General features: G+C 65.3%; 12 protein-coding genes and 2 pseudogenes. 4 read left to right on the top strand and 10 right to left on the bottom strand.

What is annotated here, in order from left to right; all coding sequences use genetic code 11:
- The first annotated feature begins 229 nt into the window (after positions 1 to 229).
- The 3 genes from GPT33_RS01420 (at position 230) to GPT33_RS01430 (ending at position 1811) form a co-directional block, all read left to right on the top strand.
- Positions 230 to 514, top strand: a complete 285-nt coding sequence (locus GPT33_RS01420; RefSeq protein WP_296805183.1) for a hypothetical protein — start codon at positions 230 to 232, stop codon at positions 512 to 514.
- Between the two features lie 441 nt (positions 515 to 955).
- Positions 956 to 1351, top strand: a complete 396-nt coding sequence (locus tag GPT33_RS01425; RefSeq protein WP_296805186.1) for a Rieske 2Fe-2S domain-containing protein — start codon at positions 956 to 958, stop codon at positions 1349 to 1351.
- A 217-nt stretch (positions 1352 to 1568) separates the two neighbouring features.
- A complete protein-coding gene (locus GPT33_RS01430; protein WP_296805188.1) occupies positions 1569 to 1811 on the top strand; it encodes a BolA family protein in 243 nt (80 codons plus the stop codon).
- 549 nt (positions 1812 to 2360) lie between these two features.
- Here GPT33_RS01430 and GPT33_RS01435 read toward each other — a convergent pair.
- The 4 genes and pseudogenes from GPT33_RS01435 to GPT33_RS01445 form a co-directional block, all read right to left on the bottom strand.
- A pseudogene (locus tag GPT33_RS01435) lies at positions 2361 to 2483 on the bottom strand (TIGR03761 family integrating conjugative element protein); the annotation flags it as partial.
- A gap of 136 nt (positions 2484 to 2619) precedes the next feature.
- Positions 2620 to 3069, bottom strand: a pseudogene (locus GPT33_RS18845) (hypothetical protein); the annotation flags it as partial.
- A 108-nt stretch (positions 3070 to 3177) separates the two neighbouring features.
- Positions 3178 to 3747, bottom strand: a complete 570-nt coding sequence (locus GPT33_RS01440) for an RES family NAD+ phosphorylase (protein ID WP_296805190.1) — start codon at positions 3745 to 3747, stop codon at positions 3178 to 3180.
- On the bottom strand, positions 3701 to 4069 hold the full coding sequence (locus GPT33_RS01445; protein ID WP_007191680.1) for a hypothetical protein: 369 nt from the start codon (positions 4067 to 4069) through the stop codon (positions 3701 to 3703). Before GPT33_RS01445 ends, GPT33_RS01440 begins: the two co-directional genes overlap by 47 nt.
- A 546-nt stretch (positions 4070 to 4615) precedes the next feature.
- Between GPT33_RS01445 and GPT33_RS01450 the strand changes: the two genes are divergently transcribed.
- Positions 4616 to 4897 (top strand): hypothetical protein, encoded by a 282-nt coding sequence (locus GPT33_RS01450; RefSeq protein WP_296805193.1) that lies wholly within the window; start codon positions 4616 to 4618, stop codon positions 4895 to 4897.
- Here the strand turns inward: GPT33_RS01450 and GPT33_RS01455 are convergent.
- From GPT33_RS01455 to GPT33_RS01480, 6 genes are all read right to left on the bottom strand, one after another.
- Positions 4858 to 7323, bottom strand: coding sequence for a heavy metal translocating P-type ATPase (locus tag GPT33_RS01455; protein ID WP_296805195.1), 2466 nt, complete (start codon positions 7321 to 7323; stop codon positions 4858 to 4860). The two genes, GPT33_RS01450 and GPT33_RS01455, sit on opposite strands and share 40 nt — an antisense overlap.
- Positions 7320 to 7475 (bottom strand): hypothetical protein, encoded by a 156-nt coding sequence (locus GPT33_RS01460; protein WP_296805197.1) that lies wholly within the window; start codon positions 7473 to 7475, stop codon positions 7320 to 7322. Before GPT33_RS01460 ends, GPT33_RS01455 begins: the two co-directional genes overlap by 4 nt.
- Positions 7476 to 7707: 232 nt before the next feature.
- Positions 7708 to 9597 (bottom strand): LTA synthase family protein, encoded by a 1890-nt coding sequence (locus GPT33_RS01465; protein WP_296805199.1) that lies wholly within the window; start codon positions 9595 to 9597, stop codon positions 7708 to 7710.
- A gap of 558 nt (positions 9598 to 10155) precedes the next feature.
- Entirely contained in the window at positions 10156 to 10704 is a 549-nt protein-coding gene (locus GPT33_RS01470) for a DUF2934 domain-containing protein (RefSeq protein ID WP_296805201.1), read from the bottom strand.
- A gap of 173 nt (positions 10705 to 10877) precedes the next feature.
- A complete protein-coding gene (locus GPT33_RS01475; RefSeq protein WP_296805203.1) occupies positions 10878 to 13400 on the bottom strand; it encodes an ABC transporter permease in 2523 nt (840 codons plus the stop codon).
- Positions 13397 to 14111 (bottom strand): ABC transporter ATP-binding protein (locus GPT33_RS01480; protein WP_363928915.1); only part of this gene is annotated, 715 nt, incomplete at its 5' end. The genes GPT33_RS01475 and GPT33_RS01480, both read right to left, overlap by 4 nt.

Here is a 14111-nt window from a genome sequence, read left to right on the forward strand (position 1 = left end):
AAATCGGCGCCGCCCAAGAGCAGTTTCTCGGTGTTCGAATGACCGCCGACGGCATTGCAGCGCTATGCGTTGACCTGACGGCCCGGGATTGTGACGCACGCTCGCCCCGACGGGGCGTGTCCATGGTCTCGAGCGTTACGGTCTCGGCCAAGATTAACACGTTGACTCGGGGCGCCTGTGCCCGGGGGCCTCGCCTGACCGACGAAGGCATGCGATGCACGAGAGCATCATGAAACCGGATACCCGAACCGCCTTGCGACAGCTCATCGAGCAGGTGCGCGCGGCGATCCCGTTCGAGGCGGCGCAGGCCCGTGCCTGCAGCGGCGACTGTTCCGGCTGCTCGCAGAAGCTGTTGGACTATCTGGAGGGAGAGCTGGCGGCATGGGAGCAGCGGCTCGCCGAGGGAGAGCGGCCGAGTCTTGCAGACCTGTCGCGTCTGGCCAAGACCGCTCGCAAGATCCATCGTGTGTTGGTGCGAAACGGCAACCTGTCCGAGGACGCGGAGCCGAGCTGAGATGCTGTCGTTTCAAAAAGGATTCTCGGTACCTGACAAGCCGTCTCTTGGTCGGCAAGATCCAACGCCGCTTTGACTCCTTTGTCCCCGGCACGCAACCGCTGGCGCCGCAGCGCTGCTTCAGCGCAAGCGGGCGCACCGGATGTGGCAACATCGGCACCGGCCGTGGCTCACCTTGGAGCTGTCTTTGTCGCGGATGCGACACGTCGCCCTCGTAATGGCTGTATTTCCCGGTAGGTCATTGAAATCTATCTCGCAACCACTGGCCCGTTGTTTGCTTATATCAGCCGAAGCACAACAGCAGCGTAGATCGATTGCATGGCACCAACCCACACAACGAAACCGAGAGCGCAGACAGAGCCGGCTTGGTTTGCAGTGCATACCGTGACCACGGACAGCGCCCTGGCCGCCCATCTGAACGAGAATTCGAGTTTCTGATCGGTGAACACGACACCAACCCAGCGCCCTTCGGCGCTCGACAAACGCAAGCTGCTGGTCTGCGCCAGCGCTGACTTGACGGATCGTCAGCATCGAATCATCCCCGTGCTCTTCAAGCACGAGCCGCAGAGCGCCATCGTGTTGCGACATGGCGGCCAGGTCTACGCCTACTTGAATCAGTGCGTGCACATGGTGAGACGTCTGGACTGCATACACGACACGGTCTTCGATGAAGAGCACGAGCACCTGCGTTGTTCCATGCACGGCATCGTCTACGACCCGGCTACGGGTGAATCCTTGAGTGTGTTGTGCTCCGGCGAACGTCTCGAGGCGCTGCGGTCCAGGGAGATCGACGGGCAGGTTTACCTCGTCGACAAACGCGTGACGGGCCTGCCCTGACCTCGGCGAGTGTTGAATCTTGCCGCCTTCTGCATGCGCCGGGCAGACAACCGACCACCGGCCTCTCTCAGGTCTCGGACTTTCCCAATTTCCCGCAGCTTTTCATCAACGGCGAGGTCATCGGCGGCAGCGACATCATTGAGGCCATGCTCGCAAGCGGCGAGTGACTGCCGATGCTGAAAAGCGCGGCCGGCTGACACGAGACCGAGGATTACACATGCACCAAGACGAGATCATCAAACGCGTGCGGGCCGAATACCCGGAGGCGGTCATCGACATCGCCGGGGCCGACTGCAACTTCGAGCTCCACATCGTCAGCGAAGCCTTCGCCGGCCAGGGTCTACTGCAACGGCAAAAGGGCGTATTGGCCCTGTTCAAGGACGAGTTGAAGTCCGGCGCACTGCACGCCTTGACGATCAAGGCAAAAACACCGGAAGAGACGGCGGCGGAGTCGCCGTGAGAGGCTACCCAACCGCCGCTGCTTGGGCGACTCGCGCCTCGCCCCGAGCGGTCCGGCGCACGGTCATCGGCGGCATGCCCGAGAGCAGGGCAGGGGAGCTGGCCTGCCATCGCACGCCGGGGTGGGTTTGGCGAAACCTCCTCCAGGGATTTCGGGGACGCATGGGATCTGTCCATTGCCCTCACAGCATTCCGCGCGGACCTTGCCGGACGAATCTACCGTCGCCAATCCACCGAGCGGTTCCGCGATTCTCGTTCGCCTTGAGGCTTCGCTTAAGCCCCCAATCGGCCATGAGTAACCCTGCAGAGCCTACCCCGGGGCCGGGGACTTGGCCAAAAGCTGCCGCCGGTACCAAGCCGCTCCAGCGCCAGCTCGACGCGCATTGCGGTCGGTCGGGGCGAACCGGATCAGCGCCGGCTCTCGCCCGGAACCGGCCATTGGCAACTCCAGTCCTCCCTGTGGATCAAGGTCGACACGGTAGGTGATCGACGAGAGCCCCTCAGCGCAATGTCAGGGGACGCTGAACACCCATTGGCGTGCCGGCTGACGGTGTTCGGCTAGGATCAGCTTGTGCGCGAGATCGCCCTCGGCCGGCAGGTCCACCGCTATGAAGGCCAACAACGCATTGACGAACAGCGGCAGCTTCGCGGGTCGTAGGGTGAGACCTTCGCCAGGGTCGATGTCGCGCTGATGAACCCCAAGCAGGGCACTGGGGGCGGGCCCTGTACCAGGCGGCTCGCTGACCATCCACGTCACGGTAGCGCAGCTCGAACAGGCGCGACTCATGTAGAACCTGTCGCCAGCTGGTGCATCTGTACTTGTTGGGCTGCTGTTCAGGACTCCGTTCCATGATCCATCGCTCAGCCGTTGCAACGGGCGTCCAGCCGTCCACGGCGAGCTCGTTCGCCGCCTCGCGCAAAGCGCGGACGATGCCTGCGGCTGGCCAGTTCACTGTGCCGTCCGGGAAGACGCCATTGAACATGATGTCGTAGAAGGCATCGGACTGTGCGAACTCCGCGGCCAGGCGCCTGGCCTGATCCATGTGCTCAGCCCAGCCCCGAAGCTGTTCATGGTTCTTGCCGATGTGTCCTAACGCGGCAACCAGCGCGTTGCGTGCCGAAATGCATCCGTCTATCGACCAGAGATCGTGCTGGTCGATGAAATGGTGAACCAGATTGTTTCGCAACTGCACCAGTTCCTTCAAGTCGCTTTGTGTCCTGGCGTAGTCTTCAGGAGACTGGCTCAGCTGCATCCGCATTGCGAAATAGATAACGTCCGTTGGACATCGTGCTGCTGTGCCTGAAGTTCCCCGTCGTTCATTGCGGACTGGAAACCAGCATATGCGGGGTCAGCAGCATATGGGGGGTCAGAGTCCCCAACTGGACTGGTCTCGGGGGAGCCGCCCGTCGGGGTCGTTGACGGTGACCGAGTTGCCATCCTTGAGCAGGTCTGAATACACCACGATGTTGGTTCCGCCCTCGTGAGCCTGGCTCGGAAAGAGGATGCCGGTATAGCCATGGGCCAGCACCAGATCGGCGAGAACCCAAGTCGGGGGTTCGATGTGCAGATCGAACTTCAGGTGGCGCCAGTCCTCGCGCCAGTCGTGCCATAGCGCGTCCCAGAGCGCCCCGTGGTGGAGCAGGCGCAGGTCGACCAGGTCGCGCAGCGCCGCGGTGTACGAGCACATCGTGCAGGGTGGAAGGAAGGGGGAGGTCTGCTGGTACTCGCGCAAGGCGGTCACCTCATCCAACGACAGGTACAGCGCCTCGACGCCTTCTCGGTTGAAGCGCCCGCCTCGGGTTGCGGCGCCTGCGCCGCTGGTTGGCCGGCTGGCCCACTGCGGGGTAAGCGCCCGGAATAACGTGGTGCCGGGGGCAGATCGCAGAGGATCAACCGACGAACCCGGTGCTGATGGACTCCAGGTAGCCGATCGCATCCTCGGTCCGGCCTTCCTGTACCAGTTGCAACAGGGTCTTGTGACGGAACGCGGGAATGGGTTCGTTCTTGACCAGGAAGATGGCGCGTTGCGGGTCCGGCTGCACCGCCGCAGCGGCCGACAACACACGCATCAGGTCACGCAGTGCGGATTGCAGTCTTGGCGATTCCGGGTGGGTGCGCAAGGTGTTGCGATGGACCCCCGCCAGCTCGGCCAGATCCTGCTGTTGCATGCCGAGGATGTCGGCGACGCCCGATGCAGAGAACCGCGACGTCCCGGGTTCCCGCGTCGATTCGAGCACGTCTGCGAAGATGGCGGCCATGGCGTTGCACCTGAGGGGGCATTTTTGCAATGCACATTGTACGCACAGCTTAAGCACAGCTCAAGTCGGAACGGTCTCTCGGGACCAGGCACCGAGCGGCAGGTCTGGTTCGTGATCTGTCAACGGTGCAGCAGACTCCATTCTCCGTTTCCAGCGTCGAACAGTTGCTCGGCTTGACCTGACGTGCGAAGGCGCTTGGCCGATTGCGAATCTAAGGAAAGACTCAAGGTGAACCAGAATCGCGGAAACGCTGAGTGGATTGGGGCCGGTGAAATTGTCCGGTACGGTCAGCGAGCGTCATCGTGAGAGTCTTCTGTGAACGAACGTGAGCGACAACACCTGCGTTATCGGTCTCAGAGGAGCACCGGAACGCGTTTCGGGAGCCGCCGTTTCGGTTGTCTGTCCTGGGCTTGCGATCTCTCAACGCACCCTACAGGCAACGTGGACCTATAATGCGCCCCCGGAATGTTCGGACACCCCGCGTGAAGTACTCCAGGGGCCGTTCAATCGCCGGATCCATGCCACAACAGGACAGAGAGACACAGCATGCCGACTCCAACGCAACAGGCCATCGACGAGGCGTTCGCCGCGCTCGTCTACGATCGTGACGAGCGCAAGGCGCCGGATGCGCATCGCAGCAGCAAGTTCCGGGTGGGCTGGGCTGCGGCGCTGGAGGGCAAGGTGTACGAAGCCGAGAAGCTCGAGCGCTTGACCTGGCTGAATCTCGGATACCGCCTGAGCCAACACTTCGGAGCGCTGACGCCGGAGCAGATCGATATCGTCTACGATTACTTGGCGGCGAGCTGGCGGGAGCCCTGTGCTGCTTGACCGAAGCGCCGCAGCCGTAGGCTGTTGGTGACGACGAAGAGACTCGACACGCTCATGGCCGCGGCGGCGAGCATGGGGTTGAGCAGCCATCCGGTGAGCGGGAAGAAGACGCCGGCCGCCAGCGGGATGAGCGCGACGTTGTAGGCATAGGCCCAGAAGAAGTTGATGCGGATGGTACGCAGCGTCTTACGCGCCAACGCGATCGCGGTCGCGGTGCCGCGCAGGTCGCCCTGCATCAGGATCACCTCGCCCGCCTCGACCGCGATATCGGTCCCCGTGCCGATGGCGATGCCGACATCCGCCTGCGCGAGTGCAGGGGCGTCGTTGATGCCGTCCCCGACGAAGGCGACGCGACGCCCCTCGGCTTGCAGACGCTTGACCTCGGCGGCCTTGTCCGCCGGCAGCACCTCGGCGAGAACGCGAGTGATGCTGACTTGGCGCGCGATCGCTTCGGCGGTCCGGCGGCCGTCGCCGGTCAGCATCGCCGTCTCGAGCCCGAGCGCGCGCAGTTGCGCGATCGCCTCTTGGCTGCCGGCCTTGATGGGATCAGCGACCGCAAGGACCGCGATCAGGCGTTGATCCGCCGCGACATAGATCGGGGTCTGACCCTCCGCGCCGAGTCGCTCGGCGATCTCGCTGGCTGCCGCCAAAGGCACCGCCAGGCGTTCCATCCAGCGCCGCGCGCCGACGGCGATTCGCTGCCCGTCGACCTGGCCCCCAATGCCGAACCCGGGCTCCGCTTCGATCTGCGTGGCGTCGGGCAGGGTCAACCCCCGCGCCTTGGCCTCCGCGACGATGGCCGCGGCGATCGGATGTTCGCTATGATGCTCGACCGCTGCCGTCAGGGCCAGCGCAGCGTCCTCGTCCATGCCGTAGGCGTCGAGCGCAGTCAGCGACGGATGGCCTTCCGTCAAAGTTCCGGTCTTGTCCATGACGATGGTGTCCACGCGGGCCAGCGTCTCGAGCGCGGCGCCGTTGCGGACGAGGATCCCCAAGGCCGCGCCGCGTCCGGTGGCGACCATGATGGCGGTCGGCGTCGCGAGTCCCATGGCGCAGGGACAGGCGATCAGCAGCACGCTAACCGCGGCGACGAAGGCATAGCTCAAGGGCGGCGCCGGACCCAGCCAAAGCCAGACCGCGAAGGTCACAAGCGCGACGACCATGACCACAGGCACGAAGACGGCCGCGATCCGGTCGGCGACGCGCTGGATCGGCGGCTTGCCGGATTGGGCATCTTCGACCAGTCGGATGATCTGCGCCAGCACCGTCTCCGCACCCACGCGGGTGGCGCGATAACGGAAGGCCCCGGTCTGATTGAGGGTGCCGCCGATGACCTCGTCTCCGGGATCCTTGCGCACCGGCACCGGCTCGCCGCTGATCATGGATTCGTCGACCCGGCTGCCGCCCTCGGTCAGGGTGCCGTCGACCGGGATGCGCTCGCCCGGGCGCACCTGGATGACGTCGCCCGGAACGACCGCGTCGGCGGGGATCTCGGTCTCGCCGTCCGGGCCGATGATACGGGCGGTCTTGGGCTGGAGGTTCACCAGGCGTCGAATGGCCTGCGAGGTTCGGCCCTTGGCGACCGCTTCGAGATAACGCCCGAGCAAGATCAGGGTGACGATGACCGCGGCGGCCTCGAAATAGAGATGCACCGTACCCGCGGGAAACATCCCCGGCAGGGTCAGGGCCAGCAGCGAGTAGAGATAGGCCGCTCCGCTGCCGAGCATGACCAGACTGTCCATCCCGGGGCTCAGATGCCGAAGCTCGATCAGACCGCGTGTGAGGAAGCGGCGCCCGGACCAGAAGAGCACCGGGGTGGCCAGCCCAAGCTCGAGCCAGGCCCACAGGCCCTTCGGCGCCAGCTTGCCCATGAGGGCATCGAGTCCCGGCACGACCATCGGCCCCATGCTGATCAGCAACAAGGGCAGGGTCAGGGCCGCGGCGACGCGCAGATCGCTTTTGAGTCGGCGCAGCTCGTGCGCCTTGCGCGTCTCGTCCGTCTCCGCCCGTTGCTCGGGCGCCGCCGGCTCGTAGCCGGCCGTGCGGATCGCCTGGGCGATGCGCTCCGTGCTCACCGACGCGGGGAGATAGCTCACGGTTGCCGATTCGGTGCCGAGATTGACTGTCGCCTCGATGACGCCCGGTACGGATTGAACAGCCCGTTCCACGCGTGCCACACAGGACGCGCAGGTCATGCCGCCGACGCCGAGGGTGACCGACTCGACCACCGGCACGTACCCGGCGCCGCGCACCGCATCGAGCAGGGCCGGCACGGTCGCCTGCTCGAAGCGCACGACCGCGGTTCCCGCCGCGAGGTTCACCGTCGCCGTGTCCACGCCCGGCGTGCGGGCGATGGCGCGCTCCACCCGCGCCACGCAGGAGGCGCAGCTCATGCCATCGACACCGATCCGTACCTCCTGCGTCATGAGTCGACCCGCCTCCAGACGCCCGGCAGGACCGGTGGGTCGTCGAAAACATCGCCCGGCGCGCCGTCGATCACGGGCGCCAAGAGCCCGTAGCTCACCCGCCAGCGAACGGTCTCGCCCTGTACAGACGCGGTCTTGGTATTGATCTTCACCACGGTGCGAAACGCTCTTGTCCATCGCGGCCCTTGAAGGCGAAGCGATAGATCTCGGACAAGCCGGCCTGACCCAGCGCGTCCATGACCTCGGTGTAGTTCATGTCGACATCTCCGGTATCGCCAAATGATGCCCGCCCGCCTGCGGTGACAGGAGGAAATGCGGGATCGGCTGCTGTCATTCAAGCGACGAACGCGCGCACGCGGAGGCAATCGCGCAGGTTCGAAGGCATCAGAGCCTGGGCTTCAGCGCATCCGGGAGCGGTGCGGAGGCGGCGGCCCTGAATCCGGGTGTGGGCTCCAGACGGCGTAGGGCGTGTTGAGCGCCGCCGAAGATGTCCCGAGCGATGACGCGGAGTGCCGTGAGCCGGGCAGTAGATGCCTCGCAGGCGGCGACGTGGTCAGCGGGGTCGCGGCAGGTGGTCAGCGATACGCCGTCGCCGATGAAGTGCATGCCGGGGAGCGGTCGGATTGACGGTAATCCGGGCTCGGGTGCGGTCAGGGTCATCATCGAGGGGCGCGCATCACCCAGAAGTCGGAGGAGCAATCCGGGGAGTTGGTAGAAGGGCAGGTCGCCGGTCTTGACAACTCCGCGGCGTCCGTCGATCAAGATCAAGGGTGTAGCGACGAGGGTGCGGAACATCGTGTCGGTGAACTCCGCGCGGCTCGACGCCAAGAGGCCGGATTCCCTGAAGCCGCCGAACTGGTTTCCGAGCGCGGGCAGATGGTCGCCGAAAAGGACGATCAGCCCGTCCGGATCGCGCCGACGCAGCTCGCGCAGAAAGTCCATCAGCTCGCGCGATTTGTAGTACAGGGTATTGGCGTAGGCCTCGACCGTCTCGTGTCCCTCGGCCGCTCTGATAACCGTGGGGCGCTGAGCGTTGAGCGGGTAGGGAAGATGTCCGAAATAGGTGAGGACATAATTGAAGACGGGCGTGGGTCCGTGCAGCTGCGGGCCGAGGCGGTCGAGCACTTGGCGATAGAGCGATGCGTCGCTCAAGAAGCCTTTATTCATGTCGTCGAGGTCGAAATCACCGTCGGACCAATAGGTATCGAACCCAATGCGACGATACGCGTTGACCCGATTCCAGAAGGACGCCGCATTCGGGTGCGATGCGAACGACCGGTAGCCGGCGCTCGCCAAATGGCGGGGCAGACAGGGGGCTTCGTTGCGCAGTCCGCCCTCGAAGAAGACGTTGTCGCGCTCGACGGGGAAGCCGCAGAGGATCTCGAACTCGGTGTTCGCGGTGTAGCCGCCGAAAACGGGCGCGAGGCCATGGGCATGGCCGGCGGCGGCCCAAAGCTCGCGAAAGGCCGGATCGAGCGGATCCGCGGAGAGCTCGGATGCGTCGAGCAACATCGGATCCCAGAAGGATTCGAGCACGATCATGTGCAGGTTTCGGCCGGGGCGGGCGCTCGCCGCCACCTTGACCAGCTCGCTTGGAGCGGAGGCGCCGAGCCGCGCGAGCGCCTCTTCCACCTCGCCGTGCGTCGGAGTGGGCTCGCGCCGGGCGCGGCTACGCACGCCTTCCTGCAGGAGCTGCAGCGGAAGACCTCGGGCCTCGAAGTTGCCTCTTTGGTTCCACACCGAGTTGCCGAACTGCTTGTCCAGAGCAAGGCTTGTCGGCTCGGGGAAGGCGACGAGCAGCCCGACGGCGAGCGCGACGACACCGAGGTTCACCCAAGACCAAGCCCGACGCCAGGCGATCATCCACCAGAGCAAGATCGCCGGGACGGCGACCATGAGTGCAGCACCTGCGAGCTGCCACCCATCAAGCAGCAGAAACATATTCTTGGCGGCGACAAAGTCGTCCGGCATCAGGGGGCCGCCCAAGATCGACATCTTGAGCGCGTTGCCGAGGGTCAGGGCGGTCAACAGGGCGGCCGTGCCGAGTGCGAAGCGCGTGATGCTGCTGGACATGCCGTAGAGCAGGGCACCGATCACGAGGTGTGCGATCAGGTCGGTGCGAAAGGCATCGGGGCCGGGTTTGACCTCGAAGAGGAGATCCATGACCGCCTGCGCAGCCAGATACCAGGCCGCGACGAAGAGCATCGCGCCGATCCAGCCGAGGACTCGGCGGCGCACGCTCTGAAGGGGAGACGGAAGACGGAGTTGGTTCATCGGTAATCGGGTCATGCCAAGATCCCTCTCCCCACAGGGTCGACGGAGCATCAAGGACGCAAAAGCGTCATGATTTCGACATGAAAGTGTAATACACGCCCCTGTCCCTGACTAGCGCGGGGACCTTTTCGGCGGTGTTCGTGCGGTTGTCGAGGGTCGCGCTCGCCGTGTTCCCGTTGCAACGCTTCGTCGCGACCGTCGTGGTCACGGCGGTCGGCGGGTCGGGTATGGCGCTGCCTTTGATATTGATGCGGGTCTTATCGGGAGGACGGAGGCGGCGTTCAGGGCGGGCGTAAGCGCGCTTATCCTCGCGGCGGCAGTGCGCCGCCTGGATCTACTGTCGTCGACGACGCCGGTGAGGGATGCGGGGATAGGTAGTCGGGATGCTGACTCGCGGAAATCGCCTTAGAGCGAACCCCGGAATGCCGGGTATTCGAGTCGGGGCTCGTACCTTTACCCCGGGCGAATTCGGAACTGCATTAGATTCTCGTCGAGCCGTCGCGAAGCGAACCTGTCAAGCGAGGCGAGACAGGCTCCGCTTCGCCGCGGGGATCAGGATCAGCGCCCCGAAATCCGCTTGGCATTGGCGATCAGGTCGTCGATCTCGCGCTCGGCTTCGGCCCAGTCCTCAACCTCGTGCCCGGGCGCAAAACGGCGCTTCTCGGCACGATAGTAGGCCGCCTCGTGGATCATGTGCAACCGCTCTTCGTCAGAGACGTTGGCGAGCGATTTCAGGCTGATGGATTTGCCCTCGAGCGCAGTCGGAGCGGGGCGCGGCGCACTCGTTCCGGCCCTTTCGGGTGCCTTCTTGGCCGGTGCCTTTTTCGCGCTCGTCGTCGCTGCGGCCGTCTTGGCCATGGTGGGCGCGGTCTTCTTCGTCGCGGCTGCTTTTGCAGGCGCGGTCTTGGGCGGTGCAGGTTTCGCCGCGATGGCGGCCGGTTTGACGGGAGCCGCCTTGTCCTGCGCGGTCTTGAGCCCGGCGTTCTGGCCGGCAGCCGCTTTCGTGGCAGTCTTCTTCGCCACGGTCTTCTTGATGACTGGGTTTTTGCTGTCCACGGCCGCTTTCGGGGCCGTTTTCTTGGTTACGATCGTTTTGTCGTCGGCCATGTCGCTCGCTCGCCTCTTGGATTCCGGTGTGGTCTCTTCGGGGTTGTTACTGAGACCCCGTCGGTCATTCGACGTCGTTGATTCAAGACCGGCGGTTCTTCTCGTCATCGCCGATAAGGATACACGGGATTCTAACCCCCGTGGCAAGAACGGACGCATGGATTTCAACCTTCTTATTCCGATCTCAACGCCTGCGCCGGATCCGTGTCGGCAGAACGATAAGCCGGGTAGAGGCCCGCCAGCAAGGCGGCGCTCCAAGCGAGCACGACACCCTGGATCAGGGTCAGCGGCGGGATCCGCATCTCCATGGTCCAGCCGAAGGATCGCAGATTGACGACCCCGATGAGAAGGTCTGCCATGACGAGGCCGAGGGGGATCGCCAGCAGGCCGGCCGAGAGGCCGAGGATCGAGGTTTGGGTCAGGATCAACAGGGTCAGCTCACGTCGGGTCATGCCGGTCGCGCGCATCACGGCGTAGTCGCGGCGCCGCTCCAGCTCGAGCGCCATCAGGGCGCTGAGCACGCCGATGAAGGCCACGCCGATCGCCAGCAGACGCAGGACATGGGTGATGGCGAAGGTGCGGTCGAAGATGTCGAGCGACTGCTCGCGAATCTGCTCGTTCAGGCTGACGAGGACCGGGGCATCGAGGGTTTCGGTCAGGGCACGAACCTGTTCGAAGACCTCGGCGCGATCGGCGTTGTCGCGCACCATGATGCCGATCGAGGAGACGGCGTCGTCGCCCCAGAGCGCGGCGTAACGGGCGCCTGCCATGACCAGCATCCCCGCATCCGAGCCGTAGTCGCGAAAGACGCCGCCGATCTCGAAGGACTGCCAGCCCCGGTCGGTGAAGAGGGCAACCCGGTCGCCGACCCCGACGTCGTGGTGATAGGCGTAGGGCTCCGAGGCGAGGATCAGCTCGCCGGCCTCGAAACGCGTCCACAGATCCGCCGCTTCTCCGCCTTCGAAGCTGAAGCCGCTCGGGCTGACCGACGAGGATGTCAGCCCGAGCAGGAGCACCGAGCCGGTGTCCGTCTCGACCCGCACGCTGCGTCCCATGCTGATCTCGGCGATGCTCGGAAGGGTGGCCAGCCGCTCCGCCAGACCGGTCGGGAGGACGCCATCCGCGCGATTCCCCGTTTCCGAGGGCGCAGAGACATAAATGTCGCTTTGCAGGGTTGTGTCGAGCCACACGATCAGACTGCTGCGAAAGCTGTCGATCATGACGCCGACCCCGAGGGTCGAGGAGATGGCCACAGTCAGGGCCGCTGCGGCGATGCCGGTCCGGGTGATGGATGCAGCCACCCCGCGCGCTGCGAGCACGGCCGGGATCCCGCCGATCGGCCCGACGACGTGCGTCAAGCCGAGGGCAATCGCGCGCAGCAGTGCGGGGACACAGAGGCTGAAGCCGAGAATCAGGATCAGGATGGCCAGGAAGCCGAGACCGAGCGAGCGACTCGGGATCTGGGCTGCACCCCATCCGATGAGCATCAGGGTCAGACCCAACGCGCCCAGCCAGAGCACCCAGCGCTGCCCGCGACGCTCCAGGCTGTTGGCACGCAGCACGTCGCGCGGCTGAGCCCGCGCGGCCTCGATGGCCGGGCCGAGTGCGGCGACTAGGGTGATCAGGAGTCCGGCGGCCATGCCCTTCACGACCGAGAGCGGCGTGACGAAGAGCTCGCGTACGGTCAGCGTGAAATAGATGTCGTTGATGGTGCGCGTGACCAGTTGCACCAACCCCCAGCCGGTCAGAATGCCCAATGCCAGCCCGAGCAGTGCGCCGGCCAACGCGAAGAGCAACGCCTCGGACAGGACCAAGGCAAAGAGTTGCGCACGCGTGCAGCCGAGTGTCCGCAACGAGCCGAGCAGGCTGCGTCGCTGCAGCACCGCGAAGGTCATGGTGTTGTAGATGATGAATCCGCCGACCAGCATCGCGAGCAGGCTCATGGCGGTCAGGTTGGTATGGAAGGCCCGTGTCATCTGACGCAGGGTCTCGCTGCGTTGCTCGGAGGCGACCAGCCGCAGACCGGGCGGGAGCCCTTCGGCCAGAACAGACGCGTCCTCGGGTGTGAGCACCAGATCGATCCGATCGAGCCTGCCGATGCGCTCGGTGATCTCTTGTGCGGTTGCGATGTCCGCGATCGCCAGACCCTCGAAACCGCTCGTCTGATCCGAGGCGAGGATGCCGACCAGCTCGGCGGAGATCTCGCGGGACCCGATCCGAAGCGGCAAGGTGTCGCCCGGAACGACGCCGAGACGCTGTGCGTCCGCTGCGCTCAGCAGCAGGGTATCGGGCTGTGTCAGCATGCGGATCAGCGACGTGCCCTCGACCGAGAGGCCGGTGCCTCGCAGCGAGGAGAAGGCCAAGAGATCGAGCCCGATCAGGGTGAGGGTCGCCTCGCCGATCCGGATCGGGGCCTCGATGACGGGCGTGGCATCGGTGGATCCGAGCCCGCCGCGGCGACGCAGATCGGCATAGACCGCATCCGCGATGCCGCCGGAGGCCGATTCGATGCGGTGGGTTGCGCGACCGGCGACCCGCTCGATCGAGAGGTCGAAGGCCCTCCGCGCGCTCTCGTTGGCGATGTCCACGGCGATGACGACCGCCACGCCGAGTGCGATGCCGAGGATCGACAGACCGGACTGCCAGCGGTGGCGGGCCAGATAGCGCAGGCTGGCGCGAACGAGGACGGGGATCACCAGGCAAGATCCCGAGCCGAGTCGACCAGCTGGCCCTTATCGAGCGTGAGCACCCGGTCGGCGATGCGCGAGACCGCCAGGCTGTGCGTCACCAGGATCAGGGTCCGTTGTCGATCCGCAAACAGCTCGGCGAGGAGCGCGAGGATCTGCTCGCCCGTCTCCACATCCAGGTTGCCGGTCGGCTCGTCGGCCAGGACCAGGGCAGGGGAGTGGATCAGCGCACGGCCGATGGCGACGCGCTGCTGCTCGCCGCCCGAGAGCTGATCCGGGAAGGCCCGGGCGCGAGCGCCGAGTCCGAGGCGCTCCAACAGCTCGATGATCCGCGGCATCCCGCGGGCGAGCGAGGTGCCGTTCAGCTCGAGCGGCAGGGCGAGATTCTCGGCGACCGTCAGGGTCGGGATCAGATTGAAGAACTGATAGATGAAGCCGACCTGGCGCCGTCGCAGGAGCGTCAGGCCGGGCTCGCCGAGCGTCGAGAGGCGATGCCCCATGACCTCGACGCGTCCTTGATCCGGCCGGTCGATCCCGGCGAGCAGGTTGAGCAGGGTCGACTTTCCCGAGCCGCTTCGCCCCAACAGCGCAACACACTCGCCGCGATCCACATCGAAGTTGATCCCTTCCAGGACGCGGTGCTCGGTTGTTCCCTCGCCCTCGCGATAGAACTTGTGCAGATCCCGGATGCGCAGCACCGGGACGTCCGCGGAGGGCTGC

This window comes from Thiocapsa sp., from assembly GCF_011390875.1.
In the GTDB taxonomy this organism is placed as follows: Bacteria; Pseudomonadota; Gammaproteobacteria; order Chromatiales; family Chromatiaceae; genus Thiocapsa.

Coding starts and splice junctions, on each gene's coding strand:
- GPT33_RS01420 (WP_296805183.1), top strand. CDS start 230: ATGAAACCGGATACCCGAACCGCCTTGCGACAGCTCATCGAGCAGGTG.
- GPT33_RS01430 (WP_296805188.1), top strand. CDS start 1,569: ATGCACCAAGACGAGATCATCAAACGCGTGCGGGCCGAATACCCGGAG.
- GPT33_RS01440 (WP_296805190.1), bottom strand. CDS start 3,747: ATGCGATCGGCTACCTGGAGTCCATCAGCACCGGGTTCGTCGGTTGAT.
- GPT33_RS01445 (WP_007191680.1), bottom strand. CDS start 4,069: ATGGCCGCCATCTTCGCAGACGTGCTCGAATCGACGCGGGAACCCGGG.
- GPT33_RS01450 (WP_296805193.1), top strand. CDS start 4,616: ATGCCGACTCCAACGCAACAGGCCATCGACGAGGCGTTCGCCGCGCTC.
- GPT33_RS01455 (WP_296805195.1), bottom strand. CDS start 7,323: ATGACGCAGGAGGTACGGATCGGTGTCGATGGCATGAGCTGCGCCTCC.
- GPT33_RS01465 (WP_296805199.1), bottom strand. CDS start 9,597: ATGAACCAACTCCGTCTTCCGTCTCCCCTTCAGAGCGTGCGCCGCCGA.
- GPT33_RS01470 (WP_296805201.1), bottom strand. CDS start 10,704: ATGGCCGACGACAAAACGATCGTAACCAAGAAAACGGCCCCGAAAGCG.